Here is a 21,745-nt window from a genome sequence, read left to right as displayed (position 1 = left end):
TAGTAAACGGTAAGGAGATAAATACAATGGAATTTCATATAGCCCAAGAAGGAATGCCGTTAAGCATAGGATATGAGGGGGCAACGGTTGCGTATTATGGAAGTGAGATAGAATTTTATTATGAGACAGTACCGCCACATGGAGATGATATTTTTTCTGCCAAATTGCCGTTGTTAGATATTGAACTTCCATTTTGGCTATATGGGAGAAATCTAATATTTTTAGATGCTTATTATTTGTTGGCGGAAACGGTAAAGAAGGGCACTTGGGATCCTATCACAAGTGTGCTTATCAATATCCATACAGGAAAATATGTAAGTTTGGAACATTGGTACAATCATATATCTGTTAAGGAAAAGGAAGTTGAATTAAAAAACGATTATGATGGAAAAACCATGATTTTAAAAGATGTTAATGAGCTTAGATGGATTTGGCAGTGAATAAATAAGGAGAAATATAATGGCAAAGAAAAGGGTTACTTTACCTAAAAACTTTGATGAATTGATTACATCAGGAGATATTGAAGCTCTGAAGGCTGTTTATGAAAAATGTGAGCTTTCAGCCCATAGCGGGAAATATAGCTTAAACACAGCCCTTCATTACGGAGGGGTTCCTGATGAAATTGTTGTCTGGCTTGTAGAACAAGGGTTAGATGTAAATGTTGTCAATTACTATGGGCGTACGCCTTTATATAAGCATGCGACGATGGGTGGAGAGACTGTAAAATTACTTTTCAAATTGGGCGGAGATATAGAAAAGCCGGATGAATATGGGAATACACCTCTACATACGGCAGCGGAGTTCTTTCATCCGGATACCGTTCATTTTTTACTGGAAAAAGGAGCGAATGTTCACGTTAAAAATGATATGGGAAGAACTCCTTTAGCTTGTACTCTTGCTACTTGTAGAAACATTAATATCGTGCAGGCGGCAGAAATTTCAGAAATGTTAATCAAGGAAGGTGCTGAAGTAACCTCTGGAATGGCGGAAAGAGTCGAACGAATCGGCAGTGATTTTGAATTTCATAGGGAGAAGTTCAATAAAGATTATTTGGCTGAAACTGAAGCGGGGCTTGAAAAACTCTATGCACTATTTGATGTAAAGCCTGTCCCAAAGCATAAAAGGCATGATGGAGTTTCTCCGATTATTGTAAAAGAGGGTTCTTGGAAGGAACAATTTGATGAGCTTTGGGATATGTTGATTCCTTCAAGTGGAGCTGCGAAAACAGTACAGGGTGAAGTGATTCGTATAACAGGACGAGTTCAGGATGAACTATACAGAAATGGTGGTGTAAATTGGGATAAAAGCTATCGAAATATGCTTCGTGCTTTGCCAAATCATTTTGCTTCAGGCACACCTCTTTCTAAGAGAGAACTGGAAGAAACTAAAAAACTAATTTCAAGTATCCGTACAAATGGGGATGATGAAGAAACAATAACAGAGCGTTTGTGTGAACTTTCGGTTCTCTGGGTGTTGTTAAATCGGGATCCGATTCCTTTAGGTGAAACAAGTTATGATAGATGAGACCATGACAGATAGGAAATTTAAAATGATCAAATTAAAAGATATAGGGGAATTTAAATCTGTTCCACAAATGGTGATTGATATTATAAATGGGAATACATTAGCACTAGATGAGTATTTTTCAAAAGGCTGGGATATTGAAAAGAGTATCAAAATAAGCAAGTATACTGCTTTGTCTCCTTTAGACATTGCGTTGATTATGGAAAGCTTTAACTCTGTAAAATGGCTTGTAGGGAAGGGGGTAAATCTGAATGTGAAAGGTAATCCATCCTTTTTACTTGCTGTAAAGTATTGTGATGAAGCTATTATCAGGTACCTTGTGGAACATGGCGCAAAAGTGAACAGTGTAAATCATGTAAAGACGGAAGCGTTTGAACAAGCATTGTATGGAAAAAGATATGAGAATTTGCCTGTTATCCATGGGTTAGGTCATACAGTAGAGAAATACGGTGGGAACGCATTTCGGAAAGCTGTTTCAGAAAGAAATTATGCGGTACTTGATTTCTTTATAAAGAATGGTGTTGATATAAATTATAATGCAGCTGATATGGTATATCCTTTTAAGCCGACTCCTCTATGCATAGCAGCAAGATATGGTGATTTGAAAATGTGTAAATATCTTGTAGAAAATGGAGCAAATGTGACAATCACCGAAAAAGATGGGATGCGCCCATACAGTATTGCCCTTGAAAAAGGTGATACAGCCATGGCTGAGTATTTTAAGGGTTTGGAACCGGAAAGATACCATAGCTTACAGAATAAATTGGATGAACTTAAGCCGTTTAAATTACCTAAGGCAGTCATTGAATTCTTGCAAAGTAATGAATTATATTTTGAGCTTAAAGGCTGTGATTTTAAATGGATGGAGTTTTTCTCTTTAATGGATACCGTTCCCATTAAAAAAGGTAGACAAAAATTTTTGCGTCTATCTAAATTGATGGGGGATTATGACCATATCTGCATCGTCTGGAATCCTAAAACAAAGAAGGTGGCTTTCTATGACATAGAGCATGAAGAGATAAAAGACATGTGTAGTTTTGAAGAATTTATAAATAATTTATCCTTATACATGCAGAAAATAATTGAGGGAGAACTGTAACTGGCGAAATAGAGTGTGAATGGTTTATAGGGTAAGCGGTCATATTTCAAAATGAAAATTTTCTGAAAAGGACAGGATGTATCAAGTAAAAAAATATTGGAGGAGATTGCGAAAATAGCTTGCAATCTCCTGTTTTTATGATAAACTACTAGGGCACTCGCATAGATGTGGGAGGTTGCCGGCACGCCTATAGGCGTTGTCACAAGGCGTGATAACCGGGGAATTCCTGCGGAGCGATCCACGGAAGTGGAGTGAATATAAGGAGGAAAAATTCATGGCAAAGAACTCAGTAAGAATTCGTTTGAAGGCTTACGAGAACAGAAGTCTTGACGCTGCAAGTGAAAAGATTGTAAAGACGGTTGATAGCCACGGTGCTAAAAAGATCGTCGGACCTGTTCCGCTGCCTACCGAACGAGAAATCATCACGGTTTTAAGAGCTGTCCATAAATATAAGGATGCTCGTGAGCAATTCGAAATTCGCACTCATAAGAGATTGATTGAAATTATTGGTCCGAGTGCTGAAACGATTGATGCCTTAAGTCGTTTGGACTTACCGTCAGGCGTTGATATTGAAATTAAGTTATAGAAAGGACAGGAAAAAACATGAAAGGTATTCTAGGACGTAAACTTGGTATGACTCAAGTCTTCACGATCGACGGAACTTTAATTCCTGTCACAGTGATTGATGTTAAACCAAATGTCGTACTACAAAAGAAAACAAAGGAAACGGATGGTTATGAAGCTGTTCAATTAGGGTATGAAGATGTTAAGGAACAACGTTCCAACAAGCCTGCTATTGGTCATGCTAAAAAAGCTAATACCGCTCCTAAAAAGTACATCAAGGAAATCAGAGCTGATGAAATGATGAATTTTGAAGTTGGCGCTGAGGTTAAGGCGGATCTATTCAAAGCTGGTGACGTTGTCGATGTACAAGGAACAAGCAAGGGTAAAGGATACAGCGGCACAATTGTTCGTAACAATGCGGCTCGTGGTCCAATGTCTCATGGTTCCGGCCATCACCGTCACATCGGTTCCTTGGCCACAAACGGTCGTAATAACGGAGTTGTGAATAAAGGAACAGCTATGCCTGGTCAAGAAGGCGGATACACTACAACGAACCAAAATCTTCAAGTGATCAAAGTGGATGCTGAAGAAGGTTATATTCTAGTGAAAGGAAATATTCCTGGACCTAGAAAAGGGCTTGTTGTTATTAAGACAACAGTTAAGCCGGTTAAAGAGGTAACTCCAGTAGAAATTATTTCTTATGCCGGCACATCAGTTGAAGAAGAACTTGAAAAAGTAGCGGAAACAATTGATGAGGAAATTGCTTCAGAAGCAGTTGCGACTGAAGAAGGAAAGTAGAGGAATAACGAATGGCTAAAATGGAGGTATTCAATCAGGAAGCTAAGTCTGTTAAGACGGTAGAAATTTCTGATGCTGTGTTCAGTATTGAACCGAACCAACAAGTTATGTTTGACGCTGTTCTTGCTTACCAAGCTGGATTAAGACAAGGAACACATTCGACTTTGACAAGATCGTTTGTTTCGGGAACAGGTAAGAAACCTTTCCGCCAAAAAGGAACAGGTCGCGCTCGTCAAGGTTCTACAAGAGCAATACAATGGAGGCATGGTGCTGTTGCTTTTGGACCACACCCTCGTAAGTATGGTGTAAAGACAAATCGTAAGGTTCGTCGTTTGGCTTTACGTTCTGCTTTATCGGAAAAAGTTCTGGAATCTAATTTTGTATTGATTGAAAACTTGAACTTTGAGGAAATGAAGACAAAGAAAGCAGTTGCTTTATTAAAGGCGTTCGGATTCGATCGTAAGACGTTATTTGTGGTAGACGCTTCGGAAGATTTTGTTAATGCGTATATTTCTATGAGGAACTTACCAAATGCGTTAGTAACGACTGTTTTCGACTTAAATGTGTATGATCTTGTAAATGCAAATAAGGTTGTCTTCACAGAAAAGGCTGCTGAAAAAGCCGGGGAGGTATTTGCGTAATGACTGCACGTGATATCATCGTAAGACCTGTTGTTACAGAAAAGACAATGCGTTTAACAAATGAAGAAAATAAAATCACATTTATCGTAAAGAAAAACGCAAACAAGATTTTGGTTGCACAAGCAATCCAAGAAATTTATGGAATTAAGCCTGAAAAGGTTAATGTTGTGAACGTTCATTCTAAAACAAGAAGAGTTGGACGCTACGAAGGGAAGACTTCCGCTTTAAAGAAGGCGATTGTTCAATTGCCAAAAGGAAGTTCTATTGAGTTATTCGGTTCTGCTGAATAATTGATTCATTATCGGAGGAAATCGCTATCTCCGGACAAAGTGCGAAAGGAAAAAAGAAAATGGCAATTATTAAATACAAGCCAACCAGTGCCGGTCGTCGTAATATGTCGACCCTTAGTAATGATCGTATTACTAAGAAAAGCCCTGAGAAGAGCTTATTGGCGCCACTGAACAAAAAAGGTGGGCGTAATAATACAGGTCGTATTACCACTCGTCATCAAGGTGGCGGAGTGAAACAAAAGTACCGTATTATTGATTTCAAGCGTAATAAAGATAATGTTCCTGCTAAGGTTGCTGGCATTGAATACGATCCAAATCGTAATGCAAACATTGCTTTGTTACATTATGCGGATGGTGAAAAGAGATACATCTTGGCACCGGCGGATTTACATGATGGTGACACGGTAGTTTCCGGTGTTGCGGTCGATATTAAAGTTGGTAATGCAATGGAATTGCAAAATATCCCGGATGGTACATTTGTTCATAACGTGGAACTGACAGCCGGAAAAGGTGGTCAACTAGCGCGCTCGGCTGGTACTTCTGCTCAAATTTTGGGTTCTGAAGGTAAGTTTGTTACGATTCGTTTGGCTTCTGGGGAAGTAAGGAAAGTTCACGGCAATTGTCGCGCGACTGTTGGGGTTGTCGGCAATGGGGACTACAGTTTAGTCAATTTAGGTAAAGCGGGTCGTTCTCGTTGGATGGGTATTCGTCCTACTGTACGTGGTTCGGCTATGAACCCGGTGGATCACCCACATGGTGGTGGTGAAGGTAGGGCTCCTGTTGGTCGCAAGGCACCTATGACACCTTGGGGTAAGAAGGCTATGGGTCTTAAAACACGGAATCCTAAGGCACATAGTAGTAAGTACATTGTTAGAAGACGTAATGGAAAGTAAGTTGAAAGGAGAAATTAGATGTCAAGAAGTTTGAAAAAAGGCCCATTCTGTGATGAACATTTGATGAAAAAGGTTGAAGCATTGAATGCGGCCGGCAAAAAAGAAGTTATTAAGACATGGTCTCGTCGTTCAACAATCTTCCCTAACTTTGTTGAGCATACATTTGCGGTTCACAATGGTAAAGAGCATGTGCCTGTCTATGTGACAGAAGATATGGTTGGCCATAAATTGGGTGAATTCGTTCCAACCCGTAAGTTTGGTGGCCATGGGGATGACAAGAAGGCGTAAGGAGGAAAGTAAAGATGGATGTTAAATCAACAGCGAAAACAGTCCGCTATACGCCTCGTAAAGTGAGATTGGTTTTGGATTTGGTGCGTGGTAAGAGTGTTGAAGAAGCTTTGGCAATTTTACAATTTATGCCAAATCACGCAGCTACTGCCGTAGCGAAAGTTGTTAAGAGTGCAGCGGCTAATGCTACTCATAATCACCAATTAAATGCTGAGGCATTATATGTTAAGGAATGCTATGCAAATGAAGGGGTTGTTATGAAACGTTTCATGCCTAGAGCAAAAGGAAACGCCGCTCAAATTTTAAAGAGAACTAGCCATATTACAGTTGTGGTTAGCGATGTGAAGTAAGGAGGAAGATCGAAAATGGGTCAAAAAGTTAGTCCAATTGGATTACGCGTTGGCGTTATTCGTGATTGGGAATCCAGATGGTATGCCGACAAGTCAGATTTCGGTGATCTTCTAAATGAAGACAATCGCATTCGTGGATTTTTAGAAAAAGAATTTAAAGATGCATACATTTCTCGCATCGAAATTGAAAGAACTGGTAAGAAAGATGCTAAGGTGATCATTCGTTGTGCTCGTCCTGGAGCGCTATTAGGCAAAGATGGTGATCAAGATAAGATGGTTGTTCTTCGCAAAAAGTTGGGCAAACTGACAGGTGGCAAGAATGTCAAGATTGATGTGATCGCAGTAGCTAACCCTGATTTAGACGCTCGCTTAGTAGCTCGTCGTATTGCGGAACAATTAGAGGCTCGTCAATCGTTCCGAATTGCACAAAAGAAAGCGATTCAACAAACCATGAGATCCGGTGCCAAGGGAATTAAAACATTAGCTAAGGGTCGTTTAGGTGGGGCTGAAATTGCTCGTCAAGAAGGGTATTCTCGTGGTGTTGTGCCTTTACATACATTACGTAGTGATATTGACTATTCGGCTCAAGAAGCGACAACCACTTATGGAAAGTTGGGTGTTAAGGTTTGGATTTGCCGAGGAGAAGTTCTTCCTGGACAACTGGTTAAGGAACCTGAAGCTCCTAAGGGACGTGGTAATGACCGTCGTAACAATCGTCGTGGTGGAAGAAATGATCGTCGTTCTAACAACCATGCTTCTCGCCAAGAAAAAGTAGAAGCTGTTGCTGAAGAAAACAAAGGAGGTCAAGAATAACTATGTTAATGCCAAAGCGTACAAAGTATAGAAGACCTCATCGTTTAAGCTACGAGGGTATTTCCAAAGCAGGTCGTGAGATTGTTTTTGGTGAATATGGCTTAGTGGCGGATGATGGAGCGTATGTTTCCTCTGCTCAAATTGAAGCGGCTCGTATTGCAATGACACGTCATATGAATCGTCAAGGTCAAGTGTGGATTAAGATTTTCCCACACTTAGCTAAGACAAAGAAACCTTTAGAAGTCCGTATGGGTTCTGGTAAAGGGGCTCCTGATCACTGGGTGGCGGTTGTTCAAAAAGGACGCGTTATGTTTGAAATCGCAGGAGTTAGTGAAAGTATTGCCCGCGAAGCTTTACGTTTAGCTGCTAATAAGTTAGGCGTTAAAACCCGCTTTGTGAAAAAAGGCGAGGAGGCTAAATAATGAACGTTAAAGAAATTAGAGATTTAAGTAGCGAAGAACTTCAAAAAGAAGTGATTAGTTTGAAAGAAGAACTATATACTCTTCGATTTGCTCAAGCGACAGGAAGTTTAGAAAATCCTGCTCGCATCAAGGACATTAAGAAGACGATTGCACGTATTTACACTGTATTGACAGAACGTGAAAGTTCTGAAACTAAGTAAAGGAGGAGCTGGAAATGGAAAGAAATTCTCGTAAAGTCCTACGTGGAACGGTTGTTTCAGATAAGATGGACAAGACCATTGTTGTTGAAATCAGCACAACTAGAAGCCATCCTTTATATGGCCGTCGTGTTAAGTATTCGCAAAAATATAAAGCTCATGATGAAGAAAACGTTGCTAAGATTGGTGATGTTGTTGAAATCATGGAAACTAGACCATTAAGTAAAGATAAGCATTTCCGCCTTGTTAAGGTTGTTGAAAAAGCGATTATCTTATAAGGCACAGGAGGACAGTATGATTCAAAATGAAACAAGATTGAAAGTCGCTGATAACACTGGTGCCAAGGAATTATTGGTTATTCGTTGTTTAGGCGGATCTAAGCGTAAGAGTGCTACTATCGGGGATGTTGTTGTTTGTTCGGTCAAACATGCTACTCCACATGGGACTGTTAAAGAAGGTCAAGTTGTAAAGGCGGTTATTGCTCGTACAGTGTATGGTCTTCGTCGTGACAATGGTAGCTATATTAAGTTTGACGAAAATGCGGCTGTAATTATCAAGGAAGATAGTACGCCAGTTGGAACACGTATCTTTGGACCGGTTGCCAAAGAGTTAAGAGATAAAGGGTATGCGAAGATCGTTTCCCTTGCACCGGAAGTGTTATAAGGAGGCCAATATGAAAATTAAGACAGGTGATACAGTCAAGGTCATCAGTGGCCACTACAAGGGAACCATCGCTGAGGTTAAGGCGGTTAGCCCAAGCACCAACCGAGTGATTGTGGAAGGCGTGAATATGATTAAGAAGTCTTTGAAGCCAACACAAGCTAATCCGGAAGGTGGCGTGATCGAAAGAGAAGCTCCTATTCATGTTTCAAACGTTATGTTATATGACAAGAAAGAAAAAGTAGCTTCTCGTGTGGGATATTCGGTGAATGCAAAAGGTAAAAAGGTTCGTGTTTTGAAAAAAACAGGGAAAGAAGTGAAGGAGGCTAAGAAATAATGAACGAATTACATGTTAAATATAATGAAGTCGTTAAGCCTTCTTTGATGAAAGAATTCAAATACAGTTCTGCAATGGAAGCACCAAAAATTGTTAAGGTTGTTCTTAATATGGGTGTTGGTGATGCGATTGCGAATCCTAAGTTATTGGATGAAGCTGTTGAAGAATTAACCGCTATCTCTGGTCAAAAGCCGGTGGTAACAAAGGCTAAGAAATCTATTGCGAACTTTAAGCTTCGTGAGGGCATGTCCATTGGTTGCAAGGTAACATTGCGTGGCGAAAGGATGTATGAATTTTTGGATAAGTTGATCAATCTTTCTCTTCCGCGTGTTCGTGATTTCCGTGGTGTTAGTGCTACTGCTTTTGATGGCCGCGGGAACTATACCTTAGGAGTTAAGGAACAATTAATTTTCCCTGAAATCGAATTTGATAAGGTGAATAAAGTTCGTGGCTTGGATGTTGTTATCGTGACAACGGCTAAGACAAATGCTGAAGCCACAGCATTATTAAAGGGCATGGGTATGCCATTTGCTAAGTAAGAAAGGAGAATATCATGGCTAAGACAAGTTTAAGAGTTAAACAATCTCGTCCTGCAAAATTCTCCACACGTGAGTATACTCGTTGTGAAATTTGTGGACGTCCACATTCAGTTTTGAAGAAATATAAAGTTTGCCGTATTTGTTTCCGGGAATTAGCTTATAAAGGTCAAATTCCTGGTGTCAAGAAGGCAAGTTGGTAAGGAGGAAACAACATTATGAATATGACAGATCCTATTGCTGATATGCTTACACGTATTAGAAACGGTGTTCAAGCTCGCAAAGAGAGTGTGGATGTTGTTCCTGCTTCTAAGGTGAAAGTAGAAATTGCAAAATTATTAAAATCTGAAGGTTACATTGAAAATTATGTTGTATCTGGTGAAGGTACAGAAAAGAAGATTACAGTCACTTTGAAATATCAGGGTGATTTGAAGGTGATCTCGGGAATTAAGCGTATTTCAAAACCGGGTCTTCGTGTTTATGCAAAGGGTGATAACATTCCTAAGGTGTTAAATGGCTTAGGTGTTGCTATTATTTCTACCTCTAAGGGTATGATGTGCGATCGCGAAGCTCGTAAAAATCACATTGGCGGCGAAGTTGTCGCTTATGTGTGGTAAGGAAAGGATAAAGAAATGTCACGTATCGGTAATAAGGCGATTACCATTCCTGCTGGCGTAGAAGTTAGCATTGCCAGTGGTAATGAGGTGACTGTAAAGGGTCCTAAGGGAACATTAGTGAAGACTTTTTCTCCATTAATGGAAATTTCTGTGGACGCTAATGTACTTACAGTTAAGCGCCCAAATGAAGAAAAACACACAAAGCAATTGCATGGCACGACACGTGCTTTGATTGCTGCAATGGTCGAAGGTGTCAATACTGGTTTTACTAAGACTTTAAAGATTGTCGGTATTGGTTATCGTGCTGCTTTAGCTGGCTCTGAACTAACGTTGAATGTTGGTTTCTCTCATCCGGTTAAGTTCACGGTTCCTAGTGATGTTAAGGTGGAAGTGCCTGACGCTAATACCATTAATGTGAGTGGGATTGATAAACAAATTGTTGGTCAATTCGCTGCTGTTGTTCGTGCAACTAAGAAACCTGAACCATATGGTGGAAAAGGTATTCGCTATGTTGATGAAAATGTTCGTCGTAAAGAAGGAAAGACGGCTAAGAAATAGGGAAGGGAGATAAGATATGTTGAAATTAATCGATAAGAATCAAGTTCGTATTCGTCGTCATAAACGTGTACGTAAGATCGTCAACGGTACTCCTGAATGCCCTAGATTGAATGTGTACCGTTCAAATGCACAAATTTATGCGCAGGTCATTGATGATGTTGCGGGTAAGACGTTATGTGCTTCTAGTTCCCTTGAACTTAAGTTAGAAAAAGGCGGAAATGTAGAAGCGGCTAAGAAAGTTGGCGAAGATATCGCTAAGAAATGCTTAGCAGCTAAGATTGAAAGTGTTCGTTTCGATAGAGGCGGATATGTATACCACGGCCGTGTGCAAGCTTTAGCGGATGCAGCTAGAGAAGCTGGCTTGAAGTTCTAGTAAGGAGAAAACAAATGGCAAACGAAAATAAGAAAACTTTTAAGAAACGCGAACCAAAAGAGTTCGAAGATGTTGTTGTCTCCATTAATCGAGTTAGTAAAACAGTCAAGGGTGGACGACGTATGCGTTTCGCTGCTCTTGTCGTTGTCGGTGATAAGAAGGGTCGTGTTGGATTTGGTATGGGTAAGGCGGCCGAAGTTCCGGATGCGATTCGTAAAGCGACAGAAGCTGCTCAAAAGAATGTTTTCCGTGTGAATTTGGTAGACAACTTCCGCACAGTGCCTCATCAGGTGAAAGGTAAACATTTATCCTCAACCGTATTCTTAGCGCCAGCTGCTCCAGGTACTGGTGTCATTGCTGGTGGTGCGGTTCGCTCGATTCTTGAATTAGCTGGTGTTTCTGATGTATTATCCAAAGTCATTGGTTCTAGAACAAGTGTAAATGTCGTTTATGCAACGCTAGAAGCATTAAAAGGATTAAGAACAGTTAACGAAGTGGCTAAATTACGCGATAAAAAAGTCGCTGAAGTTCGCTAAGGAGGTTCAAGATGAAATTAGAAAACCTAAAGTATAACGAAGGAGCCCGTTTTAGTTCCAATCGTGTAGGTCGTGGCCAAGGTTCTGGTAATGGAAAGACTTCTGGTCGCGGACAGAAAGGACAAAATTCCCGTTCCGGTGGCGGTGTAGCCATTGGGTTCGAAGGTGGTCAAACTCCTTTCTTCAAGAGAATGCCTAAACGTGGCTTTACAAATTTCAATCATAAAGAATATGCTGTGGTGAATGTAGAAGCATTAAATGTTTTTGAAGAAGACGTAACAGTTGATGTAGAAGCGTTAAAGGCTTGTGGTCTTGTTAAAAAGACATTTGACGGTGTTAAGATTCTAGGCAATGGTGTTTTAGAAAAGAAATTAACCGTCAAAGCTAATAAATTTTCTGAATCAGCTAAAAAGGCAATTGAGGCGGCAGGCGGAAGTGTAGAGGTGCTCTAACATGTTAGGTACCTTTGCCAGCTTGTTTAAAAATAAAGAGACAAGAAATAAGATTTTCTTTACTTTAGCCATGCTGCTGATTTACCGTTTTGGATCTGCTATTCCGGTTCCGGGTGTGAACACCGCCCAGTTCGCTAAGCAGATTGCAGGCAACTCATTACTTGGAATGATGAATTTGCTTGGTGGTGGTGCTTTGGAAAGACTTTCTATTTTTGCAATGGGGGTTACTCCTTATATCACAGCGAGTATTATCATTCAGTTATTATCAATGGATGTGATTCCATCCTTAACAGAAATGAGTAAATCTGGACAAACAGGGCGTGTGAAGATTGAAAAGACAACACGGTATTTAGGCGTTGTATTAGCCTTTGTTCAATCTTTCTCACTTGTATATGGATTTGATGTTCAATATAAGATTTTACAAAACGCAAATCTTTCAGGATACTTATACACAGCTACCGTTATGTCGGCCGGTACCATGTTCCTTATTTGGGTGGGTGACCGTATCTCCATGAAAGGGATTGGCAATGGGTTATCCATGATTATCTTTGCTGGTATTGTGTCGAATTTTCCGGCTTCTTTTGGTCAAGTCTACGCTATTTTAACAGGCGGATCATCACGAGGAGAAGTGTTTAACGGAATTCTGCAGTTTGGTTTATATGTCTTATTATTCCTTGCGATTGTTATTTTCGTTATTATTATGGAAACAGCCATTCGTAAGATTCCTGTTCAATATACAAATAGCTCGACCACAAGAGGGGGAGCGGATGTTACTTTCCTTCCTCTTAAGATTAATTCGGCTTCGGTCATTCCGGTAATCTTTGCGCAAAGTATCATGCTGGCACCGCAGATTATCATCAGCTTTTTCAACACTAGCTTATACAATAAGTTAAGTCAGTGGTTGAGTTTGACAAGTTGGACCGGTCTTGGGCTATATGCTGTATTAACCATCTTATTTACATTCTTCTATACTGATTTACAAGTGGATCCGGATCAAATGGCAGATAACTTAGGTAAATCAGGAGCGTATATTCCGGGTATTCGTCCTGGAAATGAAACGAAAGTGTATGTTTCAAAAGTTTTACATCGTATTACAGTTTTAGGAGCGATTGGATTAACTATTATTGCTGTCCTTCCTTATCTACTAACCAAGTTTACGAATTTATCGCAAGCAACAGCCGTTAGTGGTACGGGGATTATCATTGTTGTCGGTGTTGCTTTAGAAACAATGAATCAGTTGAAGGGTCAATTGACTCAGAAACAATACAAGGGATTCTTTAAAAAATAGGAGGAAAGTATGAATATTCTCATCATGGGTCCAGCCGGTGCTGGTAAAGGCACAATGTCTAAAGAAATTAAGACGAAGTACAGTGTTCCCCATATCTCAACAGGAGATATGTTCCGCGAGAATATCAAGAATAACACTCCTCTTGGCACAAAAGCAAAAGAATATATGGAAGCTGGTAAATTAGTACCGGATTCCTTGGTCAACGATATGGTGGAGGATCGTCTTCAACAAGATGACTGTGCAAATGGTTATCTATTGGATGGCTTTCCTCGTAGCCTAGGCCAAGCTGAAGCTTTAACAAAAATCACGAGTAAGATTAATCGCTCGGTGGATGTAGCTTTGGTTTTAGATGTTGATATTGCTGTGCTGGAAGAAAGAATTACAGGTAGACGTATTTGTAAGAATTGTGGTTCTATTTATCATATTAAGAATCATCCATCTAAAGTAGAGGGTGTTTGTGATGTGTGTAGTAGTGAATTGACACAGAGAAAAGACGATACATTAGAACAACTCCAAGTACGTATGAATGAATATAGAAAGCAAACGGAGCCTGTGATTCAGTATTATGAAAAACAAGGGATTGCGAAACATGTGAATGCTGGTCAAAAACCAGATAAAGTGTTCGCCGATATCCAAAGTATTCTTGATTCAGTTAAATAAGGGAAAGTAAATGAGTAAACAAGACGTAATTGAAATTGAAGGCGTAATCGAAGATATTCTTCCGAATGCGAACTTCCTGGTGAAACTTCAAAATGGTCACGAAATCCGAGCCCACGTTGCTGGTAAAATCCGTATGAATTACATTCGCATTTTACCAGGCGATCGGGTTACCGTTGAAATTTCACCATATGATTTAACACGTGGGCGTATTACTTATCGTCATAAGTAATACAATATAGAAAATGTCTAGGAGGCACAAAACATGAAAGTTAGACCATCAGTAAAACCGATTTGTGATAAGTGCAGAGTTATCAAACGCAAGGGTGTTGTTATGGTAATCTGTCAAAACCCTAAGCACAAACAAAGACAGGGTTAATAAAGGGAGGAAATAAATATGCCACGTATTGCCGGTGTTGATATTCCACGTCATAAAGTGATTGGAATTTCATTGACTTATATTTATGGTATTGGTCCTACAACTGCTAAAAAGATTTTAGAAGAATGTGGAATTGATCCATCAACAAGAACATCTGAATTAACCGATGAACAGGAAACAGCCATTCGTTCCAAAGTTGATTCCGTTAAGACGGAAGGTGACTTACGTCGTGATACAGCATTAGACATTAAACGTTTAATGGAAATTGGATCTTATCGCGGAACACGTCATAGAAGAGGGTTGCCTGTTCGTGGTCAAAGAACAAAAACTAACGCTCGTACAAGAAAAGGACCACGTCGTACAGTGGCCAATAAGAAGAAGTAATAGGAGGATAATATGGCAGCTAATACAAAGAAAAAAGGCGCTGTAACTCGTAAGAAGAAAACACGCCGTAACGTCGCTAAAGGAATCGCCCATATTCATTCCACATTTAATAACACTATCGTAACCATCTCGGATGAAGCGGGTAATGTGGTTGCTTGGAGCTCTGCTGGGGCATTGGGATATAAGGGTTCTCGTAAGTCAACTCCTTATGTAGCTCAATTAACCGCTGAAGCTGCTGGTAAGGCCGCTGTTCAACAAGGTATGAAAAGTGTTGAAGTAAACGTTAAGGGACCTGGTGCTGGTCGTGAAGCCGCTGTTCGTTCATTACAAACAGCTGGATTGAATATCACGGTGATCAATGATGTAACACCTATTCCTCATAACGGTTGTCGTCCACCGAAGAGACCTCGTGGTTAATGAAAGATAAGGAGGATTGAAACATGCAAAAATTTGAACGCGCTGATTTCGAAGTTCAAGAATACGTTGAATCTGAAAATTACGGTAGATTTATCCTAACTCCTTTAGAGAGAGGATTTGGTACCACAATCGGGAATGCGCTTCGCCGTGTTCTACTTTCCTCTTTGCCTGGAGCCGCAGTTTTCTCCATCAAAGTGGATCAAGTCTATCATGAATTTACCTCTATTCCGGGGGTGCGTGAAGATGTATCCATGATTATCTTGAATCTAAAACAATTAGTAATGAAGATTGAAGATGATGAAGAATATACTTTACAAATTTCTGCTAAGGGTCCAGGTACTGTTAAGGCTGCGGACTTAATTGTTCCTGCACAAGTTGAAATAGTAAACAAAGATCTAGTGATTGCTAATCTTGAAGTAGGAGCATCATTAGAAATGGAAATCAAAGTACAAAACGGACGTGGATACGTTAGTGCTGATATTAATAAACAATTAAGATCGGGAGTTTCTCAAGGAATTGGAACCGTCTATACAGATTCCATATATACTCCTGTTACCAAGGTGGCTTATCATGTAGAACCAACCCGTGTTGGAGAGAACGTGAAATATGATGAATTGACCATGGAAGTAACAACCGATGGTTCCATTAATCCACAAAAGGCTTTATCATTGGCAGCTAAGATCTTGGTGGATCATTTAGAGATTGTTGCTGGAATTAACGATGAGGTTATGATATCCGATAGCGTTATTAAGCAAAGCACAGCAGAAAAACCAAATAAGGGTCATCAAATGATGATTGAAGATTTGGATTTATCAGTTCGTTCTTATAACTGTTTAAAACGTGCAGGCATTCAAACGGTTGATGAATTGACTCAAAAGACAGAGGATGAAATGATGCGTGTGCGTAATCTTGGTAAGAAATCACTTAAGGAAGTTAAAGACAAGCTTATTGAAATGGGCTTTGGCTTTAAGACCTTTGACTAATGGAGGAATATTATGTGGAATCGTAAATTTGGTCGCAATGCGGATCACCGTAAAGCGATGTTAAGGAATTTAGCTACTTCTGTTATTTTATACGGTCGTGTAGAAACAACAGAGGCTAAAGCTAAGGACATGCGTTCGGTCGTTGACCATTTAATCACTTTAGGTAAGAAAGGAAATTTGGCTGCTCGTCGTCAAGCTGCCTCTTATATTCGTAATGTAGTAGCTGACGAAGAGGCTCAACAAACAGTTTTACAAAAGTTATTTGATGAAGTAGCTCCTAAGTATGCAGAACGTCATGGTGGTTACACTCGTGTTATTAAAACAGGTGTACGTCGTGGAGATGCTGCTCCAATGGCATTCATTGAATTGGTTTAAGGATAAAAAGAGGATGAATTCATTCTCTTTTTTTGTGGAATTTAAAAAGAAAGACAAAGTCGTCTTTCTTAAGGAATTTCGATATAGTTCATACCAATAGCTTGATTATTCTGTTAAGGCTTTCATAAATTTTTTAGTGATTTCTAATGGACGGGTAATAGCACTTCCTACAACAACTGCATGAACACCAATATCCATAGCGTGACGGCAATGTTCCGGAGTAGAAATATTCCCTTCAGCAATAATAGGCACAGGACATTGTTTCACTAAGTCTTTCAAGAACCGATAAGGTGGTAAGGAAACTCCTTTAGTGTAGTCGGTATAACCGGCTAAGGTTGTTCCAACTAAATCAAAGCCAATTTCAGCAGCATGAAGTCCTTCCTCCAGATTTGAAGTATCTGCCATGAATAATTGATTTGGATATTTTTGGCGCACTTCTCGGAATAAATCATCAATTGATTTTTTCCCCGGGTGACATCTTTGAGTTGCATCTAAGGCGATAATATCAACCCCTTCTTGCACTAAGGCATCTACTTCTTTTATGGTTGGTGTAATATAGACATTCGGTTCATCTACGTATACTTTTTTAATAATACCGATGATAGGCAAATTGACTATTTTTTTGATTTCTTGAATATCTTCTACTGTATTTGCACGAATCCCTTTAGCTCCTCCTTGGAAAGCTGCTAATGCCATTCTTCCCATAATAAAGGAAGAGTGGAGGGGTTCTTCTGGTAATGCTTGGCAAGAAACAATTAATTGTCCTTTTATTGCTTTTAGTATCTCTTGATTTGTCATAAATGAATTCCTCCTTTTTTATATATTATAAATGATAGATTAGTAAGTCAAAGTGGAAATAATAAATGGTGCTAAGATAGATTATTCATTTGCAAGTTCGTTCAAATTGACTGTGATATAAATAATGATAAAAACCATGCTTAGCTAATAAAGTTTCATGATTTCCTTGTTCGATAATATGTCCTTCTTTCATGACTAAAATTAAATCTGCATAACGAATGGTGGAAAGGCGATGAGCAACAATAAAAGAAGTTCTTCCTTTCATTAAACGGTCAAAAGCTTGTTGAATTTGAATTTCCGTTCTGGTGTCGATTGAAGAAGTAGCTTCGTCTAATATCAACATAGGAGGAGATTGCAACATTACCCGGGTAATACATAATAACTGTTTCTCTCCTTGAGACATACTGGAGTCCTCAATTTCTGTTTCAAACCCTTTTGGTAAACGTTTAATAAAATCATAACTATGAGCATTTTTTGCGGCTTGAAGGATTTCTTTTTCACTGGCATTCGGTTTTCCGATGATGATGTTGTCACGAATCGTTCCTTTTTGAATCCATGTGTCCTGTAAAACCATACCAAAATTTTTTCGAAGTTCATGTCGTGAAATAGATCGGATATCTTTCCCGTCAATTTGAATCGAGCCATCTTGAATATCATAGAATCGCATTAATAAGTTAATGAAGGTTGTTTTTCCACAACCCGTTGGACCAACAATTGCAATCCGCATACCTGGTTTTGCTTCAACATTAAATCGTTCAATTAAAGGTTGATAAGAAACATAGTTGAAACAAACATCTTTGACTTTTATATGACCTTTCGCTTTACCTAAAGTACCAATTGGATCAGGACTTTCAGACGGTTGTTCAATAATTTCAAAGATTCTTGCAGTACAAGCTAGGGCATTTTGGAACTCAGTCACTACAGAGCTGATGTCATTAAAAGGTTTCATGTATTGATTGGCATAACCTAACAAAACTGACAACCCTCCTACACTAAGATGTCCTTTTAAAATAGAGAAACTACCTATTAAGGCCACCAGTGCATAGATGATTCCATTTACAAACCTAGTGGATGGATTAGTTAAGGACGAGAAAAAAATGGCTTTTTCCGATATCTTTTGTAAGTTTTGATTGATGATTTGAAAGCGAATTTTAGCTTTATCTTGATAACCCAAGGCTTGCACTATTTTTTCTTCGCCAATCATTTCTTCAATGAGAGATGTCTGTTCTCCTCGAAGGACAGATAAGTCTTTGAAAAGATAGAACGATCGGGAGGCAATGAATTTCGCTACAAAGAAACTAATCGGTGTTAAAAGAATGACTAAAAGAGTGATCAACCAAGATTTAGAAAACATGAAAGTCAATGTAACAATAATAGTGATAACGCCTTGAAATAATTGTGAAAATCCGAGCAGTAAACTATCTCCTATTTGATCACAATCTGCAATGATACGACTTTCTATATCTCCAATTGAATGAGTATCTAGGTATTGAAGAGGTAAATGTTGGATTTTATTCATAGAGTCAGATCGTAAATCGCGAATAATACAGTAAGTAAGTTTATTGTTAATAAGATTCATGAGCCAAGTTGATAAACCACCCATCAATACAAAAATACTAATGAAAATCAGAGTTCGAAGAATGATGGAAAATTGAAATTGATTGAGATGGATGGTGTCATCAATAGCTTGACCAAATAGAATCGGTACATACAACATAAAAATGGAAGAAATGATGGCAAATAGGATACTGAGAACTAGAAAAACCCGATATTGTCTTAGATAGTGAAAAAGTTTTCTTAGAATAAAAGAATCATTTTCTTGAATTTTTCTCATATGAACTTCCTTTCTTCCTATTGAGCTATTTGCGATTTATAAATTTCTTGATAAACAGGGCAGGTTTTCATCAACTCTTCATGTTTGCCTTTGCCTACAAGTTGACCATTGTCTAGGACTAGAATGGTATCGCACTGTTGAACTGAAGTGACTCTTTGACTCACTAGAAAAATAGTTGTATTTTGGATTGATTGTAATGATTTTCGTAAAGCAGCATCGGTCGCAAAATCTAAAGCACTGGCAGAATCGTCTAAAATTAAAATTTCCGGTTTTCGAACAAGGGCTCTTGCGATAGTTAAACGTTGTTTTTGACCGCCGGAAAGATTTCTTCCTCCTTGCTCTAAGAGAAAGCTCAATTGTCCTTCTTTTTGCTTAACCACTTCTTCAGCTTGAGCAAGGCATAAAGCCTTCCATAAATCCTCATCGTTGGCATTTTCATTGCCATATAATAGATTTTCACGAATTGTTCCTTTAAATAAAACAGCTTTTTGAGGAACAATACTTATCTTTTGAATCAATTGTGTTTGAGGATAGTCTTTTACCGAATGGTCATCCACAAAAATCGCTCCTTGATGAACATCGTAAAAGCGAGGAATGAGTTGAACTAAGGTGGATTTACCCGATCCGGTTCCACCAATGATACCGACGGTTTCTTGAGGATTAGCAATAAAGCTAATGTGGTTTAAAGAAGGCTCCCCCTGTTTGTCATAATAAAAGCTAACATTTTGAAATTCGACTTTTCCTTGGACATTTGTTTTGATAATAGCAGAGGAGTAGGATAGATCAGATTTTATATCTAAAATATCTGCAACCCGATCGCTACAAGCTAAAGCGCGGTTAATGGTAATGATTAAAGAGGCAAGTTTAATCAATTCAATGATCATTAGAGCAGTATAATGATATAAAGCAACTAAGTCTCCTTGTTTCATCATGCCAGATTGAATTTGAAGAAATCCGGTATAAATTAGGAAAATAGTTGCCAAATTGATCAGGACATAAGTCATTGGGTTTAAAAGAGCTGAAATACGACCGACTTTTTCGGATAATTTGGTAAATTGATTATTTTTTTTCTGGAAAGAGGCATTAAAAATTTCTTCTTGACAAAAGGCACGGATCACACGAACACCGGCTAGATTTTCTCGAGTAGCGGTCATGACTTCATCTAATTGGGCTTGTACTTTTTTTAAAAGAGGAATACTAATCAACATAATCGTAACAATGACAAAGAATAAAAGTGGAATCGCTACCACAAAAATGAGAGCGGCTTGTACGTTGATGGTAAAAGCCATGATCATGGAACCGAAAACCACAAAAGGACTTCGTAATACTAAGCGTAAAGCTAAATTAAGACCATTTTGAATGGTGTTGATATCCGAAGTTAAACGAGTCATTAACGTACTTTTTCCAACTTGATCTAAATTTTTATATGATAAATCCTGGATATGATTAAAAAGGGATTGGCGAATCTGACAGCAAGTACCAGAGGAAGCTTTTGCCGCAAAGTATTGAGCTAAAACAGAAAAGCAGAATCCGATGGTTGCTAGTATAAACATCAAGAAAAAGCGGGAATATAGATAAGGAAAATTGACTTTTTGAATTCCTTGATTGATGATATCTGCCACAATAATAGGAATAAACAAATCGATGAGAGCTTCTAACAGTTTAAATAAAGGAGCCAAGATGATTTCTTTACGATCATCTTTCATATACATAAATAGTCGTTTCATAAAATATTCTCTTCTTTTCGTCTTTAGGATATACTGAAGATACTATCATGTAAAATATTGTTTTTATTAGAAAAGTATAGGAAAAAAATATGGAAATTAAACAATTAGAATACTTTCGAGCTGTCGTTGAAAGTGGGACTATTTCAGCAGCAGCTAGAAAATTGAGCCTTTCCCAACCTCCGTTATCCTTTCAAATGAAAAAATTGGAGGATGAATTGGGTTTATCATTATTTGAAAGAGGAAGAAAAGAGATCCATTTAACGGAGGCCGGTCAACTTTTATACCAAGAATCCGGTGATTTATTAAGAAGATTAGAAGCCCTGAAATTGGAAGTGAGATCAGCCGGACATCATCCTATTTTAAGAATTGGAGTAACACCGACGACGATACCGGTTTTAATGCCTGTATTAAAAGGATTTCAAATGGATTATCCACACATTCATTATGAATTATGGGATGAAAATAGTTATCGATTGAATCATCTTTTGAAAGAAGGGATGATTGATGTAGCTCTATTGAGAAGTCCTGTGTTTTTAGGTAATTTGAAAAGCCATTTGATTCGGAAAGAAAATATGGTGATTGTTTTTTGTCGAAAATCTTACCAATTCAAAAAAGTGGCATTAGACCAAGTCAGTCAATATCCTTTGATTGTGTATCGTCGTTATCAAAAATTAATTATATCAGCATTTGATCATCGCCATCTGAATTGCCGGATTGCTTACTTGTGTGATGATGGAAGAGATGCAGTTGAGTTAGCTAAGTTAGGAAATGGAATAGCCATCGTGCCGGCTTCTTTAAAACTAATAGAGAAAGACTTACAAGTATTACCACTGGAAGAAAAAGATTTAGAGACTGAAATTTTATTGACGTGGAATACCAAAAATGTAGGATTTGAAACAAATTTATTTTTATCCTATTGGCAGCGTACAGAGATATAGGTACACTAAGAGTGTCA

35 protein-coding genes are annotated in these 21,745 nt (G+C 38.6%); 32 read left to right on the top strand and 3 right to left on the bottom strand.

The annotated features are described in order from the left end of the window. Window positions 1-26: 26 nt before the first annotated feature. The 31 genes from HMPREF9013_RS01355 to rplQ all read left to right on the top strand — a co-directional run bounded on the left by HMPREF9013_RS01355 (window position 27) and on the right by rplQ (window position 16,431). On the top strand, window positions 27-440 hold the full coding sequence (locus HMPREF9013_RS01355; protein WP_006626575.1) for a hypothetical protein: 414 nt from the start codon (window positions 27-29) through the stop codon (window positions 438-440). A 19-nt stretch (window positions 441-459) separates the two neighbouring features. Further along, window positions 460-1,524: an ankyrin repeat domain-containing protein gene (locus tag HMPREF9013_RS01350; protein ID WP_006626574.1), complete on the top strand. Its 1,065-nt coding sequence runs from the start codon at window positions 460-462 to the stop codon at window positions 1,522-1,524. A 25-nt stretch (window positions 1,525-1,549) separates the two neighbouring features. Continuing rightward, on the top strand, window positions 1,550-2,623 hold the full coding sequence (locus HMPREF9013_RS01345; RefSeq protein WP_040333295.1) for an ankyrin repeat domain-containing protein: 1,074 nt from the start codon (window positions 1,550-1,552) through the stop codon (window positions 2,621-2,623). Window positions 2,624-2,897: 274 nt separating this feature from the next. After that, window positions 2,898-3,209 carry a 30S ribosomal protein S10 gene (gene rpsJ, locus HMPREF9013_RS01340; protein WP_006626572.1) on the top strand — a complete coding sequence of 104 codons (312 nt, stop codon included), beginning with the start codon at window positions 2,898-2,900 and terminating at the stop codon, window positions 3,207-3,209. A 17-nt stretch (window positions 3,210-3,226) separates the two neighbouring features. Continuing rightward, a complete protein-coding gene (gene rplC / locus HMPREF9013_RS01335; protein ID WP_006626571.1) occupies window positions 3,227-3,985 on the top strand; it encodes a 50S ribosomal protein L3 in 759 nt (252 codons plus the stop codon). 11 nt (window positions 3,986-3,996) lie between these two features. Continuing rightward, window positions 3,997-4,626, top strand: a complete 630-nt coding sequence (rplD, locus tag HMPREF9013_RS01330; protein ID WP_006626570.1) for a 50S ribosomal protein L4 — start codon at window positions 3,997-3,999, stop codon at window positions 4,624-4,626. After that, on the top strand, window positions 4,626-4,916 hold the full coding sequence (rplW, locus tag HMPREF9013_RS01325) for a 50S ribosomal protein L23 (RefSeq protein WP_006626569.1): 291 nt from the start codon (window positions 4,626-4,628) through the stop codon (window positions 4,914-4,916). The genes rplD and rplW overlap by 1 nt, the downstream gene beginning before the upstream one ends. Window positions 4,917-4,975: 59 nt before the next feature. Next, window positions 4,976-5,809, top strand: a complete 834-nt coding sequence (rplB, locus tag HMPREF9013_RS01320; protein ID WP_006626568.1) for a 50S ribosomal protein L2 — start codon at window positions 4,976-4,978, stop codon at window positions 5,807-5,809. An 18-nt stretch (window positions 5,810-5,827) separates the two neighbouring features. Further along, entirely contained in the window at window positions 5,828-6,097 is a 270-nt protein-coding gene (rpsS, locus tag HMPREF9013_RS01315; protein ID WP_006626567.1) for a 30S ribosomal protein S19, read from the top strand. 14 nt (window positions 6,098-6,111) lie between these two features. Beyond that, window positions 6,112-6,447: a 50S ribosomal protein L22 gene (gene rplV, locus HMPREF9013_RS01310; RefSeq protein WP_006626566.1), complete on the top strand. Its 336-nt coding sequence runs from the start codon at window positions 6,112-6,114 to the stop codon at window positions 6,445-6,447. A 15-nt stretch (window positions 6,448-6,462) separates the two neighbouring features. Then, complete coding sequence (gene rpsC / locus HMPREF9013_RS01305) at window positions 6,463-7,260, top strand: 30S ribosomal protein S3 (protein WP_006626565.1); 798 nt, start codon at window positions 6,463-6,465, stop codon at window positions 7,258-7,260. A 2-nt stretch (window positions 7,261-7,262) separates the two neighbouring features. Continuing rightward, on the top strand, window positions 7,263-7,682 hold the full coding sequence (rplP, locus tag HMPREF9013_RS01300) for a 50S ribosomal protein L16 (protein ID WP_006626564.1): 420 nt from the start codon (window positions 7,263-7,265) through the stop codon (window positions 7,680-7,682). Continuing rightward, window positions 7,682-7,882 carry a 50S ribosomal protein L29 gene (gene rpmC, locus HMPREF9013_RS01295; RefSeq protein WP_006626563.1) on the top strand — a complete coding sequence of 67 codons (201 nt, stop codon included), beginning with the start codon at window positions 7,682-7,684 and terminating at the stop codon, window positions 7,880-7,882. Before rplP ends, rpmC begins: the two co-directional genes overlap by 1 nt. Window positions 7,883-7,896: 14 nt before the next feature. Next, window positions 7,897-8,157: a 30S ribosomal protein S17 gene (rpsQ, locus tag HMPREF9013_RS01290; RefSeq protein WP_006626562.1), complete on the top strand. Its 261-nt coding sequence runs from the start codon at window positions 7,897-7,899 to the stop codon at window positions 8,155-8,157. A 16-nt stretch (window positions 8,158-8,173) separates the two neighbouring features. Further along, the gene (gene rplN, locus HMPREF9013_RS01285) at window positions 8,174-8,542 is read left to right on the top strand and encodes a 50S ribosomal protein L14 (RefSeq protein ID WP_006626561.1); all 369 of its coding nucleotides are present in this window, start codon (window positions 8,174-8,176) and stop codon (window positions 8,540-8,542) included. Between the two features lie 10 nt (window positions 8,543-8,552). Beyond that, complete coding sequence (gene rplX, locus HMPREF9013_RS01280; protein WP_006626560.1) at window positions 8,553-8,876, top strand: 50S ribosomal protein L24; 324 nt, start codon at window positions 8,553-8,555, stop codon at window positions 8,874-8,876. Beyond that, window positions 8,876-9,415, top strand: a complete 540-nt coding sequence (gene rplE, locus HMPREF9013_RS01275) for a 50S ribosomal protein L5 (protein WP_006626559.1) — start codon at window positions 8,876-8,878, stop codon at window positions 9,413-9,415. Before rplX ends, rplE begins: the two co-directional genes overlap by 1 nt. Window positions 9,416-9,429: 14 nt before the next feature. Beyond that, a complete protein-coding gene (locus HMPREF9013_RS01270) occupies window positions 9,430-9,615 on the top strand; it encodes a type Z 30S ribosomal protein S14 (protein ID WP_006626558.1) in 186 nt (61 codons plus the stop codon). A gap of 15 nt (window positions 9,616-9,630) precedes the next feature. Beyond that, the gene (gene rpsH, locus HMPREF9013_RS01265) at window positions 9,631-10,029 is read left to right on the top strand and encodes a 30S ribosomal protein S8 (protein WP_006626557.1); all 399 of its coding nucleotides are present in this window, start codon (window positions 9,631-9,633) and stop codon (window positions 10,027-10,029) included. Window positions 10,030-10,044: 15 nt separating this feature from the next. After that, window positions 10,045-10,587, top strand: coding sequence for a 50S ribosomal protein L6 (rplF, locus tag HMPREF9013_RS01260; protein WP_006626556.1), 543 nt, complete (start codon window positions 10,045-10,047; stop codon window positions 10,585-10,587). Window positions 10,588-10,603: 16 nt separating this feature from the next. Continuing rightward, complete coding sequence (rplR, locus tag HMPREF9013_RS01255) at window positions 10,604-10,960, top strand: 50S ribosomal protein L18 (protein ID WP_006626555.1); 357 nt, start codon at window positions 10,604-10,606, stop codon at window positions 10,958-10,960. A gap of 14 nt (window positions 10,961-10,974) precedes the next feature. Continuing rightward, a complete protein-coding gene (gene rpsE, locus HMPREF9013_RS01250) occupies window positions 10,975-11,496 on the top strand; it encodes a 30S ribosomal protein S5 (protein WP_006626554.1) in 522 nt (173 codons plus the stop codon). Window positions 11,497-11,507: 11 nt separating this feature from the next. Further along, window positions 11,508-11,948, top strand: coding sequence for a 50S ribosomal protein L15 (gene rplO / locus HMPREF9013_RS01245; protein WP_006626553.1), 441 nt, complete (start codon window positions 11,508-11,510; stop codon window positions 11,946-11,948). A gap of 1 nt (window position 11,949) precedes the next feature. Beyond that, entirely contained in the window at window positions 11,950-13,236 is a 1,287-nt protein-coding gene (gene secY / locus HMPREF9013_RS01240) for a preprotein translocase subunit SecY (protein WP_006626552.1), read from the top strand. 9 nt (window positions 13,237-13,245) lie between these two features. Beyond that, window positions 13,246-13,896 (top strand): adenylate kinase, encoded by a 651-nt coding sequence (locus tag HMPREF9013_RS01235; RefSeq protein ID WP_006626551.1) that lies wholly within the window; start codon window positions 13,246-13,248, stop codon window positions 13,894-13,896. Window positions 13,897-13,906: 10 nt separating this feature from the next. Continuing rightward, window positions 13,907-14,125 (top strand): translation initiation factor IF-1, encoded by a 219-nt coding sequence (infA, locus tag HMPREF9013_RS01230; protein WP_006626550.1) that lies wholly within the window; start codon window positions 13,907-13,909, stop codon window positions 14,123-14,125. Between the two features lie 33 nt (window positions 14,126-14,158). After that, the gene (rpmJ, locus tag HMPREF9013_RS01225; RefSeq protein WP_006626549.1) at window positions 14,159-14,272 is read left to right on the top strand and encodes a 50S ribosomal protein L36; all 114 of its coding nucleotides are present in this window, start codon (window positions 14,159-14,161) and stop codon (window positions 14,270-14,272) included. A gap of 18 nt (window positions 14,273-14,290) precedes the next feature. Continuing rightward, window positions 14,291-14,656: a 30S ribosomal protein S13 gene (gene rpsM, locus HMPREF9013_RS01220; protein ID WP_006626548.1), complete on the top strand. Its 366-nt coding sequence runs from the start codon at window positions 14,291-14,293 to the stop codon at window positions 14,654-14,656. A 12-nt stretch (window positions 14,657-14,668) separates the two neighbouring features. Beyond that, a complete protein-coding gene (rpsK, locus tag HMPREF9013_RS01215) occupies window positions 14,669-15,073 on the top strand; it encodes a 30S ribosomal protein S11 (RefSeq protein WP_006626547.1) in 405 nt (134 codons plus the stop codon). A gap of 23 nt (window positions 15,074-15,096) precedes the next feature. Continuing rightward, a complete protein-coding gene (locus HMPREF9013_RS01210) occupies window positions 15,097-16,056 on the top strand; it encodes a DNA-directed RNA polymerase subunit alpha (RefSeq protein ID WP_006626546.1) in 960 nt (319 codons plus the stop codon). A gap of 12 nt (window positions 16,057-16,068) precedes the next feature. Beyond that, window positions 16,069-16,431 carry a 50S ribosomal protein L17 gene (gene rplQ / locus HMPREF9013_RS01205; protein WP_006626545.1) on the top strand — a complete coding sequence of 121 codons (363 nt, stop codon included), beginning with the start codon at window positions 16,069-16,071 and terminating at the stop codon, window positions 16,429-16,431. Between the two features lie 105 nt (window positions 16,432-16,536). On the opposite strand, the gene HMPREF9013_RS01200 is transcribed toward rplQ, so the two are convergent. From HMPREF9013_RS01200 to HMPREF9013_RS01190, 3 genes are all read right to left on the bottom strand, one after another. After that, window positions 16,537-17,229, bottom strand: coding sequence for an N-acetylmannosamine-6-phosphate 2-epimerase (locus HMPREF9013_RS01200; protein ID WP_006626544.1), 693 nt, complete (start codon window positions 17,227-17,229; stop codon window positions 16,537-16,539). Window positions 17,230-17,314: 85 nt separating this feature from the next. Next, complete coding sequence (locus tag HMPREF9013_RS01195; protein WP_006626543.1) at window positions 17,315-19,063, bottom strand: ABC transporter ATP-binding protein; 1,749 nt, start codon at window positions 19,061-19,063, stop codon at window positions 17,315-17,317. Between the two features lie 17 nt (window positions 19,064-19,080). Next, window positions 19,081-20,790, bottom strand: coding sequence for an ABC transporter ATP-binding protein (locus HMPREF9013_RS01190; RefSeq protein WP_006626542.1), 1,710 nt, complete (start codon window positions 20,788-20,790; stop codon window positions 19,081-19,083). An 89-nt stretch (window positions 20,791-20,879) separates the two neighbouring features. Between HMPREF9013_RS01190 and HMPREF9013_RS01185 the strand changes: the two genes are divergently transcribed. After that, entirely contained in the window at window positions 20,880-21,728 is an 849-nt protein-coding gene (locus HMPREF9013_RS01185) for a LysR family transcriptional regulator (protein WP_006626541.1), read from the top strand. The last annotated feature ends 17 nt before the right edge of the window (window positions 21,729-21,745 follow it).

The organism is Bulleidia extructa W1219 (genome assembly GCF_000177375.1).
In the GTDB taxonomy this organism is placed as follows: Bacteria; Bacillota_I; Bacilli_A; order Erysipelotrichales; family Erysipelotrichaceae; genus Bulleidia; species Bulleidia extructa.
This window is presented reverse-complemented; position numbering and strand designations above follow the sequence as displayed.

Excerpts from the sequence above, each read along its gene's own strand:
- rpsK (WP_006626547.1), top strand. The coding sequence starts at position 14,669 with ATGGCAGCTAATACAAAGAAAAAAGGCGCTGTAACTCGTAAGAAGAAA.
- HMPREF9013_RS01270 (WP_006626558.1), top strand. The coding sequence starts at position 9,430 with ATGGCTAAGACAAGTTTAAGAGTTAAACAATCTCGTCCTGCAAAATTC.
- rpsJ (WP_006626572.1), top strand. The coding sequence starts at position 2,898 with ATGGCAAAGAACTCAGTAAGAATTCGTTTGAAGGCTTACGAGAACAGA.
- secY (WP_006626552.1), top strand. The coding sequence starts at position 11,950 with ATGTTAGGTACCTTTGCCAGCTTGTTTAAAAATAAAGAGACAAGAAAT.
- rplO (WP_006626553.1), top strand. The coding sequence starts at position 11,508 with ATGAAATTAGAAAACCTAAAGTATAACGAAGGAGCCCGTTTTAGTTCC.
- HMPREF9013_RS01210 (WP_006626546.1), top strand. The coding sequence starts at position 15,097 with ATGCAAAAATTTGAACGCGCTGATTTCGAAGTTCAAGAATACGTTGAA.
- rpmC (WP_006626563.1), top strand. The coding sequence starts at position 7,682 with ATGAACGTTAAAGAAATTAGAGATTTAAGTAGCGAAGAACTTCAAAAA.
- rpsM (WP_006626548.1), top strand. The coding sequence starts at position 14,291 with ATGCCACGTATTGCCGGTGTTGATATTCCACGTCATAAAGTGATTGGA.
- rplP (WP_006626564.1), top strand. The coding sequence starts at position 7,263 with ATGTTAATGCCAAAGCGTACAAAGTATAGAAGACCTCATCGTTTAAGC.
- rplF (WP_006626556.1), top strand. The coding sequence starts at position 10,045 with ATGTCACGTATCGGTAATAAGGCGATTACCATTCCTGCTGGCGTAGAA.
- HMPREF9013_RS01195 (WP_006626543.1), bottom strand. The coding sequence starts at position 19,063 with ATGAGAAAAATTCAAGAAAATGATTCTTTTATTCTAAGAAAACTTTTT.
- rplD (WP_006626570.1), top strand. The coding sequence starts at position 3,997 with ATGGCTAAAATGGAGGTATTCAATCAGGAAGCTAAGTCTGTTAAGACG.
- HMPREF9013_RS01190 (WP_006626542.1), bottom strand. The coding sequence starts at position 20,790 with ATGAAACGACTATTTATGTATATGAAAGATGATCGTAAAGAAATCATC.
- rpsC (WP_006626565.1), top strand. The coding sequence starts at position 6,463 with ATGGGTCAAAAAGTTAGTCCAATTGGATTACGCGTTGGCGTTATTCGT.
- rplX (WP_006626560.1), top strand. The coding sequence starts at position 8,553 with ATGAAAATTAAGACAGGTGATACAGTCAAGGTCATCAGTGGCCACTAC.
- rplC (WP_006626571.1), top strand. The coding sequence starts at position 3,227 with ATGAAAGGTATTCTAGGACGTAAACTTGGTATGACTCAAGTCTTCACG.
- rplW (WP_006626569.1), top strand. The coding sequence starts at position 4,626 with ATGACTGCACGTGATATCATCGTAAGACCTGTTGTTACAGAAAAGACA.
- HMPREF9013_RS01345 (WP_040333295.1), top strand. The coding sequence starts at position 1,550 with ATGATCAAATTAAAAGATATAGGGGAATTTAAATCTGTTCCACAAATG.
- rpsH (WP_006626557.1), top strand. The coding sequence starts at position 9,631 with ATGAATATGACAGATCCTATTGCTGATATGCTTACACGTATTAGAAAC.
- HMPREF9013_RS01235 (WP_006626551.1), top strand. The coding sequence starts at position 13,246 with ATGAATATTCTCATCATGGGTCCAGCCGGTGCTGGTAAAGGCACAATG.
- rplB (WP_006626568.1), top strand. The coding sequence starts at position 4,976 with ATGGCAATTATTAAATACAAGCCAACCAGTGCCGGTCGTCGTAATATG.
- rplR (WP_006626555.1), top strand. The coding sequence starts at position 10,604 with ATGTTGAAATTAATCGATAAGAATCAAGTTCGTATTCGTCGTCATAAA.
- rplN (WP_006626561.1), top strand. The coding sequence starts at position 8,174 with ATGATTCAAAATGAAACAAGATTGAAAGTCGCTGATAACACTGGTGCC.
- rpsE (WP_006626554.1), top strand. The coding sequence starts at position 10,975 with ATGGCAAACGAAAATAAGAAAACTTTTAAGAAACGCGAACCAAAAGAG.
- rplV (WP_006626566.1), top strand. The coding sequence starts at position 6,112 with ATGGATGTTAAATCAACAGCGAAAACAGTCCGCTATACGCCTCGTAAA.
- HMPREF9013_RS01350 (WP_006626574.1), top strand. The coding sequence starts at position 460 with ATGGCAAAGAAAAGGGTTACTTTACCTAAAAACTTTGATGAATTGATT.
- HMPREF9013_RS01200 (WP_006626544.1), bottom strand. The coding sequence starts at position 17,229 with ATGACAAATCAAGAGATACTAAAAGCAATAAAAGGACAATTAATTGTT.
- rplQ (WP_006626545.1), top strand. The coding sequence starts at position 16,069 with ATGTGGAATCGTAAATTTGGTCGCAATGCGGATCACCGTAAAGCGATG.
- rpsS (WP_006626567.1), top strand. The coding sequence starts at position 5,828 with ATGTCAAGAAGTTTGAAAAAAGGCCCATTCTGTGATGAACATTTGATG.
- rpmJ (WP_006626549.1), top strand. The coding sequence starts at position 14,159 with ATGAAAGTTAGACCATCAGTAAAACCGATTTGTGATAAGTGCAGAGTT.
- rplE (WP_006626559.1), top strand. The coding sequence starts at position 8,876 with ATGAACGAATTACATGTTAAATATAATGAAGTCGTTAAGCCTTCTTTG.
- infA (WP_006626550.1), top strand. The coding sequence starts at position 13,907 with ATGAGTAAACAAGACGTAATTGAAATTGAAGGCGTAATCGAAGATATT.
- HMPREF9013_RS01185 (WP_006626541.1), top strand. The coding sequence starts at position 20,880 with ATGGAAATTAAACAATTAGAATACTTTCGAGCTGTCGTTGAAAGTGGG.
- HMPREF9013_RS01355 (WP_006626575.1), top strand. The coding sequence starts at position 27 with ATGGAATTTCATATAGCCCAAGAAGGAATGCCGTTAAGCATAGGATAT.
- rpsQ (WP_006626562.1), top strand. The coding sequence starts at position 7,897 with ATGGAAAGAAATTCTCGTAAAGTCCTACGTGGAACGGTTGTTTCAGAT.